Source organism: Methanolobus psychrotolerans (assembly GCF_002243045.1).
In the GTDB taxonomy this organism is placed as follows: Archaea; Halobacteriota; Methanosarcinia; order Methanosarcinales; family Methanosarcinaceae; genus Methanolobus; species Methanolobus psychrotolerans.
In genome coordinates this window covers 88,010-105,014 of sequence record NZ_MBKP01000005.1, presented here as the reverse complement: position 1 = coordinate 105,014, position 17,005 = coordinate 88,010, and the positions used below count along the sequence as shown (strand labels likewise).

Below are 17,005 nucleotides of genomic sequence, written 5' to 3'. Positions count from 1 at the left end.
CTCCCCTGAGTACAGCCTCCACTAATTGGATTGCTGATTTTTCGTTTATTGAGGATATGGTCTTAGCCATAAGACTTAGAGCGCCCCCGCTAAGCTCTGGCTTTGACTCTCTCTCTCATTTATATTTGAGAGCTTATAAATTATAAAGTTTACTCTCAAAAAACATTTAAACTATCTTAATACCCAATCGAAAAAATAGAAATGTAAAGGATATTTACTTTTTATGCTTTTTCTTCTCTTCATGTTCCACAGTGGTGTTGTCGCACCAGGCATCGATTTCAAGGTCTGCTGCACTTTTTGTATCGTCATTTTGTTCCGGTATGGTACACCAGTTATCTATTTGTTCCTCAAGACTCGGAATTTCAATGTCCTCTATCTCTTTTTCCTTTTTTTCTTTGATTTTATCCATCGTGTCCCTCCTAAAAATATATCATCTCTGCCGGTTAAAAATGTTTTCACTTGTTCATTTACTTAAGATATGTGCCCCAGTTTGATGTTTATCGATCACAGAATAAGAATGCTATCCGGAAAAATATAATTATAATTGAAATAATTAGTAAATATATTTGCCATGAAGAAGTCTGGCCACCAAAGTTGAAATACAGGTCGTTTTAATCATTTTATGGAGATTGGTATGAAACGGATCGTTTTAGGATTCCAGCACGTGCTGGCGATGTTCGGTGCGACTGTGACTGTTCCTCTGGTTGTTGGTTCTGCTATAGGACTTCCATTGTCGGATATTGCAGTGATGATACAGGCTGTTCTTCTGGCGATGGGAATTGCAACCCTGTTACAGACATTTATAGGTTCCAGGTTTCCCATTGTCCAGGGTTCAAGTTTTGCCTTCATCCCGGGTCTTATTGCCATTGGTTCGGGAATAGGTCTTACCGCGGTGGAAGGCGCCCTGATCGTAGGTGGTATTGTCGAAGGGCTGACCGGGGCTTTAGGGCTCATCGGTAAACTTAAAAAGCTTTTCTCACCCCTTGTAACAGGCATAACCATCATGCTTGTGGGTTTCTCCCTTGCCAATGTGGCTGTCCAGTATTCTTTTAACTATTTTGCTGATGCTGCCGGTACTACAATCCTGCCTTCTTCTGTCATTGCCCTTGCGACTTTCATCACCACAATACTTGTTGCATTGAAAGCAAAAGGCACCTTCAGGACCATGCCTGTGATTGCAGGCGTATTGGCAGGCTACATTCTGAGCATAGCATTCGGACTGGTTGATTTCAGTCTTGTGAAAAGCCTGCCATTTTTCAGTCTCCCAAAATTGCTTCCATGGGGCACTCCGATATTTGATATAAGTGCCATAGTAATACTTCTTTTCGCATTCATGGTAAGCATTATAGAAAGTGTGGGCGACTATCATGCCATATCCACCATTGCAGACCTGCCAATAGACAACGGGAAAATAAACCGTGGTATTGGTTCGGAAGGTCTTGCATGCTCTATTGCCGGTGTATTCGGTGCATGTGGTACTACCAGTTATTCTGAGAACATTGGCCTTGTGGCTCTGACAAAAGTATCCAGTGTACAGGTAGTTCAGATAGGTGCAGGCATTCTCATACTGTTCTCACTTATTCCAAAATTCTCCGGCCTGCTGGCATCTATCCCTGCGCCTGTACTTGGTGGCCTGACAACCGCACTCTATGGAATGATAGGTGTTACAGGACTTAAACTGATAAAGGATAGAGTGGAGCTGAATGACAGGAACACGCTCATTCTTGCAAGCTCACTGGTGCTTGGTCTTGGTGCTCCGCAACTTCCTGCAGAGTTCCTGGCAAATTTCCCGCAGATAATTGCAAGTATCCTTGAATCAGGAATGGCAGTAGGTGCCATATCAGCAATAATAATGGATCAACTGCTCAAATAATTATAAAATTAATTATTCAAATAAGGTGGAAATATGATAAAAGATGTAAGATGGGAAGGTGTTTATTCATTTGAGGACTCTCCGTACCTGATGGAGGTCCTGACCGAACTGCGGTCAAAAGAAACAGAGAACATCAAGTTCAGGAAGGGTCTTGTTAAATTAGGGAGGTATATGGGTTATGAGTTTACCAAGACCATGGATTTTAAACGTGTCAGGATAGAAACCCCTCTTGAGAAAGCCGATGGTGTTGTTTCGGGTGACAGGAACAATGTGTTCATTATCACAGTGCTTAGGGTTGCCATTCCTCTTATGGAAGGTCTTATCAAGACTCTTGAACATGCAAGGGTGGGAATTGTATCAGCTTCAAGGGGAAAGGCACCTGACTTTGAGATTGAGATGAAGTACATCAAGGTCCCGCATATAAAGGAAGAAGACACCCTGATAGTAGCGGACCCAATGATAGCAACCGGTTCAACCCTTCTGAAGACAATCAAAGCGATAAATGAATGCGGCAATCCGAAAAGGGTGGTCATAATCGGTGTACTTGCAGCTCCCGAAGGGATCAGCGCAATCAAAAAAGAGCTGCATGATGTTGAAATATATGTGACCAAAATAGACAGAGGACTAAATGATAATGGTTACATCCTGCCGGGTCTTGGGGATGCGGGTGACAGGGCATTTGGTGAGCCTATCAACATTTCCTTCCTCCCGATGATGCATAATCTGGAATAATAAATACAAAAAAAGAATCTGTTACCACGGTAACAGATCATATGTTTTTACTCACTGATCTCATTGATAGTCCTTATTTGTACGAGTTGCCCCCACATGTGGAAACTCATCATGTCATCTCTTGAGTATGCAACGAATTCAACTTTAGTTCCATCATTCTTGAATTGTTCAGCCAGATTAATGGGATCATAGTGCATATCATCTTCAGTTATTATGCCATAGAATCCGCCTTCAAGGTTCTGGTATGTAACTGTCCCGCTGCCTTTTATCAATTCGTCTTCTGCAAGGACCATGATGTCCAGACTGAAGGTGTCTTCAGTTCCGGTCTTTTCTTCCCATGGGCGCATGTAAACTGCGGATAAGCTTTGGTCGTCAGTATCGGTAACTTCAAATGTCCACTGGTGTGAGCCACCTGCACCTGTCAATCCCTCAGTTCCTGTCGTTTGTTCATAACTGTCACCTTTAAGCTCAAGCCCCTCACTGGCGGTCATGTTCCATGAGTATCCTGTTGTGGGATTCTCTTCAAGTATAACAATGATGGTATCTCCCTTAAGGGCATATGCAGTACTCTGGCTGTCATTTTCTGAATAGGAAATCATAATGGGCTGTACTTCCTCAGTCATTTCATCAACTGCATTATTTTCCCCAGCAACCGGTAATTCTTCCTGTGTGGTATTATTATCCGTGGCCACACATCCAAGACTTACGATTGTAATTGAAAGCATTGCAATGACGGCAACGATCTTAATGTATTTATGATTCAAGCATCTCATCTCCTCGTTTATTTCCTAATAATTGATTTTCAACTATATACGCATTTATTTAGATTCAGTTTGGTTTGCAGTTACATAAGGCTAATAACTCGTCATCATTTTGCAACAATAAAATATAAGTATTATGGCCTGTAATACTTAAATATAAGTTTAATTACTTATTATACTTAATAATAAGTCCTAAAACTGCTATTATTTACAATAATATAAGCAATGTTTTCCAAGAAATATTTTCCACGAAATGGGGCTGAAGGCTATAATCTACAAAGATGACTTATGTGCTGTTATAACAGGGGATCTGGTAAGATCTTCAGAACTTGAATACGAAGACCGGAAGTTGTTTCTGTCCTATTTGCGTGAGTCTTTCACATTTATAAAAGAACAGTTACAGCTTCAGGATGCTATTCTCCTGCCTTTCGGGATATTCAGAGGCGATAGTTTTCAGGTAGTTCTTACCCGGCCGGAGTGTGCTTTGCTTGCTTCTGTCCTCCTGTCCCTGAGACTCCGTTTGTTTAATAAGGATGCAAAGGACTTAGCTGCACGCATTTCCATCGGTATTGGGACAATTGACTATATTCCTGAGTCCGGTAATGTGGGAGAAGCGGATGGTGTGGCTTTCAGGCTTTCTGGCAAGACTCTTGATGGCATGAAGCAAAAAGATCAGAATCTGATGATCGTTACTTCAAACCAGGCACTGAATCTGATGCTTGAAGTGCAATGTGTTTTTTTGGATCTCATTGCCGGGAGGTGGACAAATGTCCAGAAGGAGATACTTTTGGAGAGACTTTCAGGTTCAACACAGGAAGAGATAGCTTCAAGGCATGGAAAGTCTCAGTCTACTATATCCCAGAGCCTGAAAGCCGCAGGTTTTGATGCTGTCAAAAAGTTCCTCACGAACTATGAAAACTTATTTGAATATCCGGATGCATTTGTAAAGAGTGATAAATGATGGACACCGACCTTCTGAATGTTTCACTGCTTGCAAAACTAATTCTTTCACATTTGCTTGCTGATTTTGTATTCCAGAGCAGGTCTATGGTCGATGACCGTTTTGAGAATAAATGGCGTTCCCGATGGCTTTACATGCATGGATTGATCGCAGGTTCACTTGCATATGTCCTGTCAGGAGCTTTCACTTATATCTGGTTGTTTGTTGCTTACACAGTTTCCCACATACTTATAGATGGTTTCAAGTCCACAAGGAAAGATGATCTGAGATGGTTCATTCTTGACCAGATGGCACATATTATTACAATACTTGTTGTTTGGACCCTGATCACGGGACCACTGAGTGTTGTAGGGGAACTGTCATTTATTCCATTTGCCGGAACTGAAATGTGGGTACTGCTTGTTGCCTACATAGTTGTGATCTGGCCAAGTGGAATAGTAATTGGGAAATTTACTGAGCCCTGGCAGCATGACAAAGAGGGAAACGATGGTGAAGGTTTGCTGAATGCCGGACTATGGATAGGTCGGCTGGAGCGTTTTTTACTCCTTACGTTTGTCCTGCTTGACCAGTATCAGGCAATTGGTTTGCTTGTAACTGCCAAGTCCATATTCAGGTTCACAACGGATCGGAAAGTGAGTGAGTATATACTGATAGGCACCCTGTTGAGTTTTACCATTGCTGTTTTTATAGGCATAATTACCAAGTGGGGATTGGGGATTGGTTTATAAGTTCTGCTTTATGTTTGTCAATATATGCTTGAAACCCATGATACATAAATTTAAATATTACAGAGTAAGATATTAACTGCCGATTAGAGTGAAAAAGTGAAAATATAGATATAGCAACAAAACTGAGATACAGGGCAATAAACCTGAACCATTTCAGAAGGTGTATGATGAGCAGACTAAGCCACCAGCTTTCATCATGCTGGAAAAAGACGCAATATCCCTGCTTTCAATGTGAAGCCGGTTGATACGTTACCCTTATATGCCGTCAATTCAATCTTTACTAAAAACGAACTGTATCTCCCCAATAAGAAGACCGGTTTCGAAAAACCAAGGGTAAAGATTTCCGTTTCCATATTTTATTAAGAAAATTCATTAATATTATTTTTGGTTACTATTTGCTCTCAGGTGTTTAACGAAAGGTTAAAGCATGTTGTGAACATAAAAATATTTAATATAATGTAAAGCCCAGTCTTCAAAGCCAATTACCATGCATTTTCAGAGTTGCATATCATGACAGTTATTATTTCATTGGAAAATATTTGCAGGAACAAAACAACGATACTTGCCCAGCACGAAGGTAAAAACACACGTATAAATGTTGATACTACCTGTGCAAAGATTAAAAAATGGGGGAATGAGTTCAATCTCCCAAAAATGGATCTTATGGATAGAGATGTAGCTTTTGATCTGCTTAACAAAAAAATGGAAATGTACTCAATTTGCAGTAATTGCTATGTTCCGCCAACGGTGATGAGTGCTTACTGGATAGAGAATGGGAAGATCTCCAAAGATATCGTAAAGAAATACAAGAGTGTGAATATAACGTTTGAAGAGATAAAGTGAGGAGCACTCCCTGAACAACGTTTTTCAATGGAAGATACATATGGTTGTAACAATGTCAGTAGAGTCCCTTTGCGGATATAAGACCTACGTAACAGCAGTCACTGAAGGCAGGAAGACGCATATACATATCGAAACAGATTGTGATAAATTGAAAAAATGGGGCTGTGATTTTGATCTTCCCAACACTGAAATGTCAAATCAGAATATTCCTTACTATGAACTTATTATGAAGAGCATGAAGAACAGTATATGTGAGAATTGTTATGTTCCTGCAACAGTAATGAATGCATACTGGGTGGAAAATGAAAAAGTATCCAAGACCCTCGTAAAAAAAATACATAAAGTGGAGATTTTCATTGAGAAGATTGAATGAATATTTTCAGATAAATATGAATATTTTTGGTGTGACTGCATTTCAAACTTTCAGAATTAAATATCTTTATTATAAACAAAAAGTCTCAGGGTATAAAGGATAAATTGTTATTGAAGCTGAGGCGCAAAAACTAACAATAATTAAGATATATATTCTTAAAAGGACAATAATGGCAATTTGGGAGAGTGTCATTATGTGGGATTCTTTTGCAGTGGAATTTTAGAAAGTAATCTAAGTTTATTCTGTTTCAATTGTAGTTATTGGTATAATATTTTCTGTATGTGCCCGAAATTCATTTGATTCCTGAAGCAAGAAATGACCAGAGCAATATTACCCGATACAATGTCATAGGTGTTGAATATGGTTCATTGTGAAACAGTAAATCGGATTGATAAACGCAATAACAGGTATAATAGTGAACAAAATGGAACTGAAAAAATTACTAAAGGATATGTTAAAGCATCTGAGAATGAGAATCTATTCAAAATTTATACAAACTCCATAGGAATGGAATTTGTACTCATTCCTGCAGGTAAGTTCATGATGGGTTCAAAACAGGATGTTACTGCAAGACCGGTTCATGAAGTTACAATTTCAAAAGCATTTTATCTTGGAAAATATCCGGTAACACAGAGAGAATGGATGTCGATAATGGGTAGTAATCCATCTTTCTTTAAAGGACATTATAACCACCCAGTAGAGCAGGTTTCATGGAATGATGCACAGGAGTTTGTTAATAAACTGAACGCAAAAGAGGGTACTGATAAATACCGTTTGCCATCTGAAGCCGAGTGGGAGTTTGCCTGCAGAGCAGGTACAACAACCAAGTATTCTTTTGGAGACAATGAATCCGATCTGGATGAGTACGGATGGTGTTCAGGAAAAACGACTCATCCGGTAGGTCAGAAGAAGCCAAATCCATGGGGTTTGTATGACATGAATGGCAATGTTTGGGAATGGTGTGAGGATAAATGGCATTCAAGTTTCGAAGGTTCTCCTGTAGATGGTAGTGCCTGGAAGTATAGCACCACTTCCCTCCGTGTTGATCGTGGAGGTTGCTGGAGCAGCCTGTCCAGATACTGTCGGTCAGCACTTCGCAGCGCCAACATTGCCTCCGATCGTATGGGATTTACAGGATTCCGTCTTCTAAGGGAACTTTAATAACTTACTGCTTATAGTTTCCTCATATATTTATAGTTATATTTCTATTTCTATTTATAGTTCTATTTGTTTTCTGATCTTGTAAATTCCAGGTTCAATTCGTTTCTTTTTTCCAAGAAATGTAGGAAAAACTAAAACCTCATCTATTTTGTTTGAAACCAGACCTGTTTTGAGAGAAAAACATATATTCACGTTGTGAATTACATTATATATACTAAAGTTTTTCTTGCATTTTATCAATCCAATTAAAACTAAATACACACTGATTACTTTTCACTGCAAAAAGCATACTAGGAATTGGAAAACAGGGGATTTTACATGCAATCGGTCGTACACGTAAACTCAAGCATCTGTGGCTTCATACATATAGTAAAAGGAAAGCTTGATGGGAAGAACATCATCATAGATATTGAAACACCTTGTTCAAAGGTAAAAGAAATGTCGCACATGGAAGTTCCTATGATGGAAACCCTGGACATCAAGGACAATTATGTGATGGACAGAGCTCAGAAAGCTCGTTGCTGTCCCGGATGTATCTTACCTACAGGTGTTTTACACGTCTGCAGGCTGGAGTCAGGGATGATCGCAAAGAGCCTTGCAAAGCAGGTGGAAACAATGACAATTGAGTTCAAAGAGGGCTGATATTCCTGATTATGAATAATTAAGCTGCTTTTTGATAACTTTTTGTTCCTTGTTCTCCATATTTTCCTCTTGCATAAAATATTATATTAGATACACGCAGTGTAACTGTTATAGGATACATAGTAAGACTGCAGCTTCTTCTCTTTTACAGCACCACATTAATAATAAAGTTCATTATTATTGGCTGTCATTTTTGTAAGCCAGCAGAGATTGCTATTCTAAGCTCTGTTTCTTGAATCTTTACAGTCGTCTCTCTAAATAAGATAGCTAGAAATTTCAAACTTTTTCTACCGAAGCTATGTTGGATAGTCTTATTAACTAATCAAGCAAATGATAAAATGGGAGTTATATGAAGTCTAATAAATCAGCTCAAGATGATAAGAAAGATTCTGAAAGTGCATTGAGTAAGGTTCTTGAAAGAAAAGAGGAACTTGAAATGATAAGAGATAGCAGTCCTGTTATTTCTTTTCTCTGGAAGGCGGGTCCGGATAATGAAAAGGAGCTTTGGCCTGTGGAATATGTTTCAGGTAACGTGAACCTTTTAGGCTACACAGCAGATGACTTTCTTTCCGGTGACATTCTTTATGCTGACATAGTTCATCCGGATGATCTGAATATTTTGCGGGAATCTCTCACAAAACAATGTCAGGAAGGAGTTGATTTCTTCGACCACAAATACAGGATAATCTTAAAGTCCGGTGAAGTACGCTGGGTTAATGAGAGGACTTATGTACTGCGCGATAAATCTGGTAATGTGGCACATTACCAGGGTACGATCTTCGATATAACTGAGCAAAAAGAACAAGAACAAACTCTTCAAGAAGTATTGAAAAAAAAGCAGCATCTGGAAGAAATTATCAATAATAGTTCTATCATGTTATTCCTGTGGAGAAACGAGCAGTTCTGGCCTGCAGATTATGCTTCCGATAATGTTTCAAAACTTGGTTATCCAGTTGAGGATTTTGTAGAAGGCCGTATCGTTTATAGTGACCTGATACATCCAGATGACTATGAAATGGTTAAAAAAACACTTGCAGAGCAGTGTGATAGTGGCAGTGATACTTATAATCAGGAATACCGCATAATAACAAGAGACAATAAGACATTGTGGGTGAGTGAGAAAACTTTTATCCTGAGGGATAGAAATGGAAATGTAACTCATTTTCAGGGAATTGTTCAGGATATCACAAAGGAGAAAGAAAATGAAATAGCCCTCAGACTGGCACTTGAAAAGCAGGCTGAACTGCTGGAAAGAAAGAAAGCCCTTGAAACTATTGTTAACCATAGTCCTGTAATAGCTTTTCTGTGGAACGCAGATCCGGACGACGAAAATGAGCTTTGGCCGGTTGAATTTGTTTCAGATAACATAGATCAGTTTGGATACTCAGTTGATGATTTCCTCTCTGGAGAAATCCTTTATGGTGACATAATCAACCCTTTGGATCTCCCTTATATCCAAATAGAACTTTCAGATGTTGTCAAAGAAGGTGGAAATGTCTTTGTCAAGGAATACAGGATAAGAACTAAGTCCGGAGATGAGAGATGGGTGGAAGAGCAAACATTCATTCAGCGTAATGATGATGGGGTTGTGACACATTATATGGGTGTTATCCAGGATATTACGGAACGAAAGGATAATAATACTAATTCAAACACATCTGTTAAATAAAACCTTCTATTGTTTGAGATTTAGGAGCTAATACTAGCAGTTGATTTTATCTCTGCTGTATATTTATATCCGCAATCATGGTATTTGTAATGTTGGCATTCACTTATTTTACCGTTCTTTTTGTGGTTGGAACTCTCACACCTGGGATAGTTCATGCTGAAATATAGTCCCTCTTAATACATATCTATCTATGATTACCAAAGCCAAATGTATTAAGTTTCACTGAAATCAATATCTACCGCACCTACCTTTTTTGCCAGATTTTTTGAAAGCATGCCCAGTTCCATTTTACACACATACATAACTGCAGCAGGAACAATGCAGATAGAACAACAAGTGTCTTTTGCCTGTTCCATGGCATAATTTTCCTTAATGTTGAGTGTTTGCTTTTTGGGTATTTCCATATGTGACATCTTGGCTACCTTGGCACAATCCGTTTCGATATCAGTTATTACCGTTTTTCCTTCAAGCTGGCCACTGATCTTATGTTTAAAACCGCATATTGTTGAATTTACTTTTACACTCGATGGCATGTTTTATCTCCTGAACTAATGTTGTTGGATTACATTCTTTTTATGTGATATGACTCCAAAACTAAGTATAGTATGTGGGATTAAGATAGGTTTAAAAGTTTTTGTTAAAATCAAAAAACACCTGTTTTTCAGCAGTTCCGTTTTTTTGCTATCAAAATAAAGTAATGTGACTGATGCCACATTATAAAAGCTATTCTTCGTCACCAGAACAACTGCAACAGATATTTCCTTTCAAGATCTCTTTCCAGTCCCCGATCACATCATGTGTCCAGCAATCATCTGCACCTGCTGCCTCTCTCATAGTAAGCGCAAAAATGTATGAGAGATCTTTTACTGTGGCTCCTGCTTCCAGAGCACCTTTGAAATGTTTCAAAACACATGGTTTTGACCTGGCTTTGATGGAAAGTGCAAAGCATAGGAACTGGTATGTTTTTTCATCAATTGGCCTTTTCTCGGCATAGAGTTTGTCTATTTCATCAAGTTTACTGGTAAATTCGGGGAAGAACTCTTCAAGCATTCTCATTTTATAATCTCCGCAGTTTTATATAGTTAACACTGTAAATCCGGCATATGTTCTATGAACTAAATGCCAATTAATTCAAAATATGTTGAAATACATATTTAAATCTAATTATTCATTTTCTTCCTGCCAGAAAATATGCCTGGTATAATGGCTTCATACCTGTATCCTGAAGTATTTGCCAAATACTCTGGGACTTTTCTCCATTACAGCAACATATGCACCGAGCAGGATGAAGACACAACCAATAATAGTGTTTGCAATTAAGGGTGTATGCAGGATTGTGTAATCAAAAAAGATGCCACTTACAGGTTCAATCAACGCCAGGATGCTGCCTTTTTGCGCTTCAATTTGTGCGATACCACTTACATAAAGCAATGCTGCCAAGGCAGTGTTAACAACACCGAAGATTATTAGCATATTCAGATTATCTATAAACACTGGTTCTGAGACTTTGCCAGCAAATGGCAGAAGCAGTATCACGCCTATAAAGGTATACCAGAATAACTGGGCAACGCTCGAGTAATCATCTTTAATATAGCGGATAGTAACAATTTCACTACCAAAAGAAAAACCAGAGAGTACTCCCGAAGCAATGCCTATTATGTACCCGTTGCCAGTTGTTAAACCTGCAGTAACATTACTCAGATCAACAATGAATAAAAGTCCGATAAGTGATAGTATCAATGCTACTATCCCTTTGAGGGTAATCTTCTCCTTGAGTATGAGCGGCGAGAGCAGGGTAACATACATAGGTGCCGTGTAAAGCATTAGTATTGCCACTGAGAAACTTGTATATTTTATGCAGACAAAATATGTGAAAATAGTAGTAGTATTAATAAACCCGAGCAATAATAGGCATCTTTTTTTCTTCCTAGGTACGATCTGGGACAATTTTCCAGTGATTATTATGAATATCAGTAGTGAAAGCACACCAAAGAGTTGCTTGTAGAAGATCAACGGTCCTGTCGGGATAGCTTCCAGGTAATCAACAAAAACGCCCATCAGGCCAAACAGAACAGAGCCAGTAACAAGTTCAACATATGGTTTTTTAGTTGACGGGCTCATCAGATGGGAAATGGTGATATGGGTTATATAGGATTTGGTGGTGTAAGGTGCCTTAAAACAGTGATAAAAAAACATGCTAATCTAGCTGAATGCACATTAAATGAGCTGCTTTTAATGCAAAAGTATTAATTCTTTTATATCCAAATTTTACCGGGGGTCAGGAAATGCCAACATTTGTTCATATTGACATACCGACAGATAAGCTTGAGCGTGCAAAGAAGTTCTATTCCGATCTTTTTGAATGGGAATTTGAAAAACCATTTCCAGAAATGGATTATTACCTTTTCCAGACAACTGGACTGGATGGAAAAGAGGCCATAGGGGGTGGAATGGGTCTCCGTGGCGAGCCTGACCAGCGAATAGCCGGTTACATAGGAGTCTCCTCTATAAAGGAATACGCAGAAAACATAGAAAAGGCAGGAGGTAAGGTACTGAATCAAATGCCTGTGCCTGGATGGGGATATCTTGCAATATGCCCTGATACTGAAGGAAACCTATTTGGTCTGTGGGAAGAGAATAAAAATGCAAAATAAGGACAGGTGCTGAATGAAAATATGCAACATCAGGCTTTGCAACATATCCTCTCATTATTATATCCCTCATTGTTCCTGATATGTGACAATTTTGCTGGCAGAGGAACAGATTAATTGTTACACTCGTTTTTTATTTTATTGTTTTATCGTTCACGAGCAAACATAATAAATTAAATTATCTGTTTTTAGACGTTACCTTTACATATCAGACTCACACTTAAACTATCCGTTAGTAACGTGTATATACAAAAATTATTTATTACGGTCGTTTACTCGCCTGTAAGCAGACATAGGCCGTATAGAAAACACGAAATCTATTAAAGGAGGCTTAATGCTGGATATAGATCCTACAGGTATCCTTGTCAGATACAATGTCAAACTCGAGAGTGAACTATCCTCTGATGAGGTTGCAAGAGAACTTTTCCCTACTGACATAATGCTACGTAATATTGTTGAAGCAGTCTTTGAGGGTGATGAAGATGAGGTCATTGTTGCTCTCAAAGACGCAATAAAAGCCGGTAAAGACCCTATATCCCTGATAGACGATGCCCTGATGGTAGGAATGGGTATTGTATCTCAATTATATGATGAGGGGCTTCTTTTCCTTCCTGATGTGATAATTGCATCCCATGCCATGAGTGATGGGATCGAACATTGTAAACAGATATCCGGAAAAAACCATGAATGCAAGGGAACAGTTGTATCCTATGTTGTCGAAGGGGATATCCATGATATCGGTAAAAAGATATTGACTGTGCTTTTGAAATCCAACGGATATGAGGTTATAGATCTTGGAAGCGATGTGCCTACAGATCAAGTTATAAGTGCTGTCCTGAAACACAAACCTATTATGCTCACTGGCACTTCTCTTATGACTACGACAATGTATTCATTTATGGAAGTTAATGCCCGTTTGCTTGAGAACGATATAAGGATACCGTTTGTTTGTGGCGGAGGAGCTGTAACCCAGGATTTTGTAATGAATTATGAACTTGGAATATATTGTGAAGATGCTGCAATAGTCCCTAAAATTGCAGATCTGATACTCAAGAACAAAAGTATCGAAGAACTAAGGGAACAATTTCATGTACACTAAAAGTGTTAATGCACAAAAAACAGAAAAGGACAGGTGGCTCACATCCAAAGATATATCCCTCTTGTGTAGATTGGATTGAAGGAAGTACATAATTCAGATGAGAGCCAAATATTAATCTGCAACTTCCATGTATTTAATATCTCCTTTTTTTAGGGAAGAATAAAGATGCTGGAAATTAGTTTTTAATTAGATGCTTGTACATAAGTGTGCTTTATCTAATGCCTGTAACTAAAGAAAACATATCTGTAATGTCGTAAGAATATATAATAATGAAAATGGAGGTCATATCATCAGTTCTGATAATCTCATGGGAAATATAAATCCATCCTGCCTAAGGGACGCAGAGCTGATAAGTGTTGGTCCTGTTTTTTCTATAATCTGGGATAATAAGGATACGAGATCAGTATTATCCATTTCAGATAACATCTCTCATTTAGGTTATTCACCCGCGGACCTGATATGTGGGAAAATAAATTATTCCGACATTGTCTATTCACAAGATCTGGAAAAGCTGAACGAAGATTTAGGTCAATTCCAAAAAGACCACAAGAAATCATATTTTTCAACTGGTTACAGAATACAGGCCAACGATGGCAGGATATGTGAGGTCATTGAAAAGACCTTCAAGATTTTACAGGACGGAAGTGGTCTTCTTCACGGACTTGTATTCGTAACAAGAAATCCTGGTTCTAAATACGCCATAATTGAGCAGGAAAATAACTATTGTAAACATATAGTTGATAGCATACAGAATTCTCTTTTGATACTTGACAATACATTACATGTTCTTTCTGCCAACAGGTACTTTTATGAGATTTTCAAAACTTTTCCGGAGAAAATTGAAGGCAGGCTGTTTTTTGATATTTATGGAAGAAACTGGGATCGTCCACAACTGAAACTGTTCCTGGAAAGATTGCTGGTTGATAATATTTTCTTTGATAATCTTGAAATCGACTGTAATGTTGAAGATCTTGGCAGCAGGACAATGCGCTTTGCTGGAAGAATTCTTGATATTGGAATGGATTCCAACAGACATATTCTTCTTTCAATAGAGGATATTACAGTCCAGAGAAAAGCTGAAATGGAGCTAAAGGCATTTGAGGAAAAGTATTCCACACTTGTTGAGAAAGGAAATGACGGAATTATTATCATTTATGATGAAACGCTGAGCTTTGTAAACTCCAAGTTTTCCCAGATGACGGATTTCAATAAAAATGACATCAATGGAAGAAATCTTCTGTCCCTCGTTCCTCTGGAATATCACCGCATGATCTCAAAACGTTTAAAGAAAGTCCTCAAAGATAAACGTGGTATCAGGAGAAATGATGAGATCGAGTTTCTTAAAATGGATGGAACTGCCTTCCCTGCTGAGATAAGTATTTCTTATATATTACATGAATACCGGCCTTCTGTGATGATGGCTGTAAGGGACATCTCGGAAAGAAAGAAAACTGAAGCGGAGCTTAAAGCATCAGAGGAGAAGTATTCTACACTTGTGGAAAAGGGAAATGACGGTATAATTATTATTCAGGATGAGATTTTCAAATTTGCCAATTCCAAATTCTCGGAATTAACAGGCTATTCCCGGGAAGAATTGCAAGAAAATGAGTTCATGGATCATGTGCCTATCGATTATCAGCGCATGATAAGCAAACGCATTAAGAAAGTCCTGAAAGACAGGCATAGTATTCGTCGGAATAACGAAATAGAATTTATTAAAAAAAATGGTGATGCTTTCCCTGCAGAAATAAGTTTGTCTTTCATTGTCCACGAGGAAAAACCTTCTGTAATGATGGCTGTAAGAGATATATCGGAAAGAAAGCTTGCTGAAGCAGAGATCAAGGCTTCCGAGAAAAAATATTCCACACTTGTTGAAGAAGGGAATGATGGTATCATAGTGGTACAGGATGAAGTTCTTGTATTTGCCAATATGAAATTCTGTGAAATTACCGGTTTTTCCAGGGCTGAAATACTTCACCGGTCATTTGAAGATTTCCTGTCACTTGAATACAAGCGTCTTGTTATGAATAAATTCAAGAGGAGCCTTGAAAAGAACCGCAAGGCTTCCCTTAAGTATGAGATAGAGTTTGTCTCAAAAGAAGGAAAGAATACACCTGCAGAAATAAACTCCTCCATCATAGACCATGAAGGCAGGCCTGCTATTATGGCTATTATCAGGGATATTACTGACCAGAAACAAAAAGAAAAGGAACTCCTTGAGCTTATTGAAGTTCAGAAAGTCCTGGAGACCGTAATCAAGAGCAGTCCTGCAGTTGTATTTTTCTGGAAGCCTGATGAGGAATGGAGAGTTGAGTTTGTTTCAGAGAACATTTCCCAGTTTGGCTATGAGGCTGATGAACTTATGTCCGGCAAGGTACTTTACGGTGATATAATTCATCCATCTGATATGGAGAGACTCACACTGGAATATGATATCTTCTCTGGCGAGGATAATCTGTCGTTTGAGTATCGCATACTCACTAAATCCGGAGAGGTCAGGTGGGTAGATGAGAGATCGGTTCTAAAACGTGATGCTGAAGGAAATCTGCAGTATATACAAGGTATTATTGTTGATATCACAGAGCGTAAAAATGTGAAGAACTTCATGCAGATAGGCTCAGATATGGGTATACTTTTCAGTCCGCTGGGTGATGTAGGTGATATGTTCTCCCAACTTGTAGAGTTCACCTCCCAGATGGATAATCTGGATTGCGGTGCTCTTTATCTGGTCGATGAGATGACCGGTGATATGAATATAGTGGCTCATTCCGGTTTGTCCTCTGATTTTATTAAAAGCACAAGGCACTACGGTGGTAAATCCATTCATTCACGGCTTCTTAAAACCGAATATCCTCTGTATACAAGATATTATGAACTTATGTCCATGACTCCCGGGGATAAGTTAAGTTATGAAGGTCTTGAAGCCACTGCCCTGATACCTGTCAGGTATGGTATGGAGCCGGTAGCTATATTGATGCTTGCTTCACATAGTGCTTATGAGGTTCCGTTTGATGTCCGTGAATCTCTGGAAGCTATTGCTTCTCAGATAGGGCCTGTTATAGGTCGAATGCGTGAGCAGGCCGACGTGCAGAGAGATATCCGGAATCTGCAGGTGATCTTTGAGTCGATGACAGATCTGGTTTTCATGCTGGATAATGATGGTTGCATACTTTATGCAAATCCGTATTCATGTAAGAGACTTGGTTATTCTGAAAATGAAGTTGTGAGTATGAGTTTTCTTAATCTTTACCCACAAAAGAGATTCCTTGAAGCAGCATCTGTGCTGAAGGACATTCTCAGCGGTAAGGCACATGTTTGCACAATACCTTTTGAATCTTCTTCGAAAGAGATTATATCTGTTGAGATGCGCTGCTCGTTGGGGCAACTTAATGAAAATCCTGTAACGATATGCGTCTCCAGAGAATATCTCTGATTTTTTTTGCTTTAAGTGGTGTAAATCTGCTTTTCCTATGAATTGTTATTATAGCTATCACAATAAAAAATACAAATAT

Annotated in this window: 17 protein-coding genes and 1 pseudogene; 12 read left to right on the top strand and 6 right to left on the bottom strand. The window is 38.7% G+C overall.

Features of this window, described 5'->3' with window-relative positions:
* Window positions 1-214: 214 nt before the first annotated feature.
* Window positions 215-409, bottom strand: a complete 195-nt coding sequence (locus BB781_RS02835) for a hypothetical protein (RefSeq protein ID WP_094226991.1) — start codon at window positions 407-409, stop codon at window positions 215-217.
* A gap of 225 nt (window positions 410-634) precedes the next feature.
* Between BB781_RS02835 and BB781_RS02830 the strand changes: the two genes are divergently transcribed.
* Together BB781_RS02830 and upp are read left to right on the top strand one after the other, a co-directional pair.
* The gene (locus BB781_RS02830; protein ID WP_094227039.1) at window positions 635-1,873 is read left to right on the top strand and encodes a uracil-xanthine permease family protein; all 1,239 of its coding nucleotides are present in this window, start codon (window positions 635-637) and stop codon (window positions 1,871-1,873) included.
* 33 nt (window positions 1,874-1,906) lie between these two features.
* Window positions 1,907-2,605 carry a uracil phosphoribosyltransferase gene (gene upp, locus BB781_RS02825; protein WP_094226990.1) on the top strand — a complete coding sequence of 233 codons (699 nt, stop codon included), beginning with the start codon at window positions 1,907-1,909 and terminating at the stop codon, window positions 2,603-2,605.
* A 47-nt stretch (window positions 2,606-2,652) separates the two neighbouring features.
* Here upp and BB781_RS02820 read toward each other — a convergent pair whose 3' ends face one another.
* Window positions 2,653-3,369 carry a protease inhibitor I42 family protein gene (locus tag BB781_RS02820; RefSeq protein ID WP_164997758.1) on the bottom strand — a complete coding sequence of 239 codons (717 nt, stop codon included), beginning with the start codon at window positions 3,367-3,369 and terminating at the stop codon, window positions 2,653-2,655.
* A 250-nt stretch (window positions 3,370-3,619) separates the two neighbouring features.
* Here BB781_RS02820 and BB781_RS02815 point away from each other — a divergent pair, with 250 nt between their 5' ends.
* From BB781_RS02815 to BB781_RS02785, 7 genes are all read left to right on the top strand, one after another.
* A complete protein-coding gene (locus BB781_RS02815; protein ID WP_094226988.1) occupies window positions 3,620-4,327 on the top strand; it encodes a SatD family protein in 708 nt (235 codons plus the stop codon).
* Complete coding sequence (locus BB781_RS02810) at window positions 4,324-5,055, top strand: DUF3307 domain-containing protein (protein ID WP_242492505.1); 732 nt, start codon at window positions 4,324-4,326, stop codon at window positions 5,053-5,055. The genes BB781_RS02815 and BB781_RS02810 overlap by 4 nt, the downstream gene beginning before the upstream one ends.
* Before the next feature lie 510 nt (window positions 5,056-5,565).
* Window positions 5,566-5,898, top strand: a complete 333-nt coding sequence (locus tag BB781_RS02805) for a DUF6951 family protein (RefSeq protein ID WP_094226986.1) — start codon at window positions 5,566-5,568, stop codon at window positions 5,896-5,898.
* Window positions 5,899-5,938: 40 nt separating this feature from the next.
* The gene (locus BB781_RS02800) at window positions 5,939-6,271 is read left to right on the top strand and encodes a DUF6951 family protein (protein WP_094226985.1); all 333 of its coding nucleotides are present in this window, start codon (window positions 5,939-5,941) and stop codon (window positions 6,269-6,271) included.
* 360 nt (window positions 6,272-6,631) lie between these two features.
* Complete coding sequence (locus BB781_RS02795; protein ID WP_094226984.1) at window positions 6,632-7,432, top strand: formylglycine-generating enzyme family protein; 801 nt, start codon at window positions 6,632-6,634, stop codon at window positions 7,430-7,432.
* A gap of 318 nt (window positions 7,433-7,750) precedes the next feature.
* Window positions 7,751-8,074, top strand: coding sequence for a DUF6951 family protein (locus BB781_RS02790; RefSeq protein ID WP_094226983.1), 324 nt, complete (start codon window positions 7,751-7,753; stop codon window positions 8,072-8,074).
* Between the two features lie 349 nt (window positions 8,075-8,423).
* Window positions 8,424-9,743 carry a PAS domain-containing protein gene (locus tag BB781_RS02785; RefSeq protein WP_242492504.1) on the top strand — a complete coding sequence of 440 codons (1,320 nt, stop codon included), beginning with the start codon at window positions 8,424-8,426 and terminating at the stop codon, window positions 9,741-9,743.
* Window positions 9,744-9,775: 32 nt separating this feature from the next.
* Here the strand turns inward: BB781_RS02785 and BB781_RS15260 are convergent.
* From BB781_RS15260 to BB781_RS02770, 4 genes and pseudogenes are all read right to left on the bottom strand, one after another.
* Window positions 9,776-9,898, bottom strand: a pseudogene (locus BB781_RS15260) (IS1 family transposase); the annotation flags it as partial.
* A 57-nt stretch (window positions 9,899-9,955) separates the two neighbouring features.
* Window positions 9,956-10,276 (bottom strand): DUF6951 family protein, encoded by a 321-nt coding sequence (locus BB781_RS02780; protein WP_094226982.1) that lies wholly within the window; start codon window positions 10,274-10,276, stop codon window positions 9,956-9,958.
* Between the two features lie 190 nt (window positions 10,277-10,466).
* The gene (locus BB781_RS02775) at window positions 10,467-10,799 is read right to left on the bottom strand and encodes a carboxymuconolactone decarboxylase family protein (protein ID WP_094226981.1); all 333 of its coding nucleotides are present in this window, start codon (window positions 10,797-10,799) and stop codon (window positions 10,467-10,469) included.
* A 153-nt stretch (window positions 10,800-10,952) separates the two neighbouring features.
* Window positions 10,953-11,864, bottom strand: a complete 912-nt coding sequence (locus BB781_RS02770; protein WP_164997757.1) for a DMT family transporter — start codon at window positions 11,862-11,864, stop codon at window positions 10,953-10,955.
* A gap of 164 nt (window positions 11,865-12,028) precedes the next feature.
* Here BB781_RS02770 and BB781_RS02765 point away from each other — a divergent pair, with 164 nt between their 5' ends.
* From BB781_RS02765 to BB781_RS02755, 3 genes are all read left to right on the top strand, one after another.
* The gene (locus tag BB781_RS02765; protein ID WP_094226979.1) at window positions 12,029-12,397 is read left to right on the top strand and encodes a VOC family protein; all 369 of its coding nucleotides are present in this window, start codon (window positions 12,029-12,031) and stop codon (window positions 12,395-12,397) included.
* A gap of 331 nt (window positions 12,398-12,728) precedes the next feature.
* Complete coding sequence (gene mtaC, locus BB781_RS02760) at window positions 12,729-13,493, top strand: methanol--corrinoid protein MtaC (protein ID WP_094226978.1); 765 nt, start codon at window positions 12,729-12,731, stop codon at window positions 13,491-13,493.
* Window positions 13,494-13,800: 307 nt separating this feature from the next.
* A complete protein-coding gene (locus BB781_RS02755) occupies window positions 13,801-16,926 on the top strand; it encodes a PAS domain S-box protein (protein WP_164997756.1) in 3,126 nt (1,041 codons plus the stop codon).
* Window positions 16,927-17,005 lie beyond the last annotated feature (79 nt).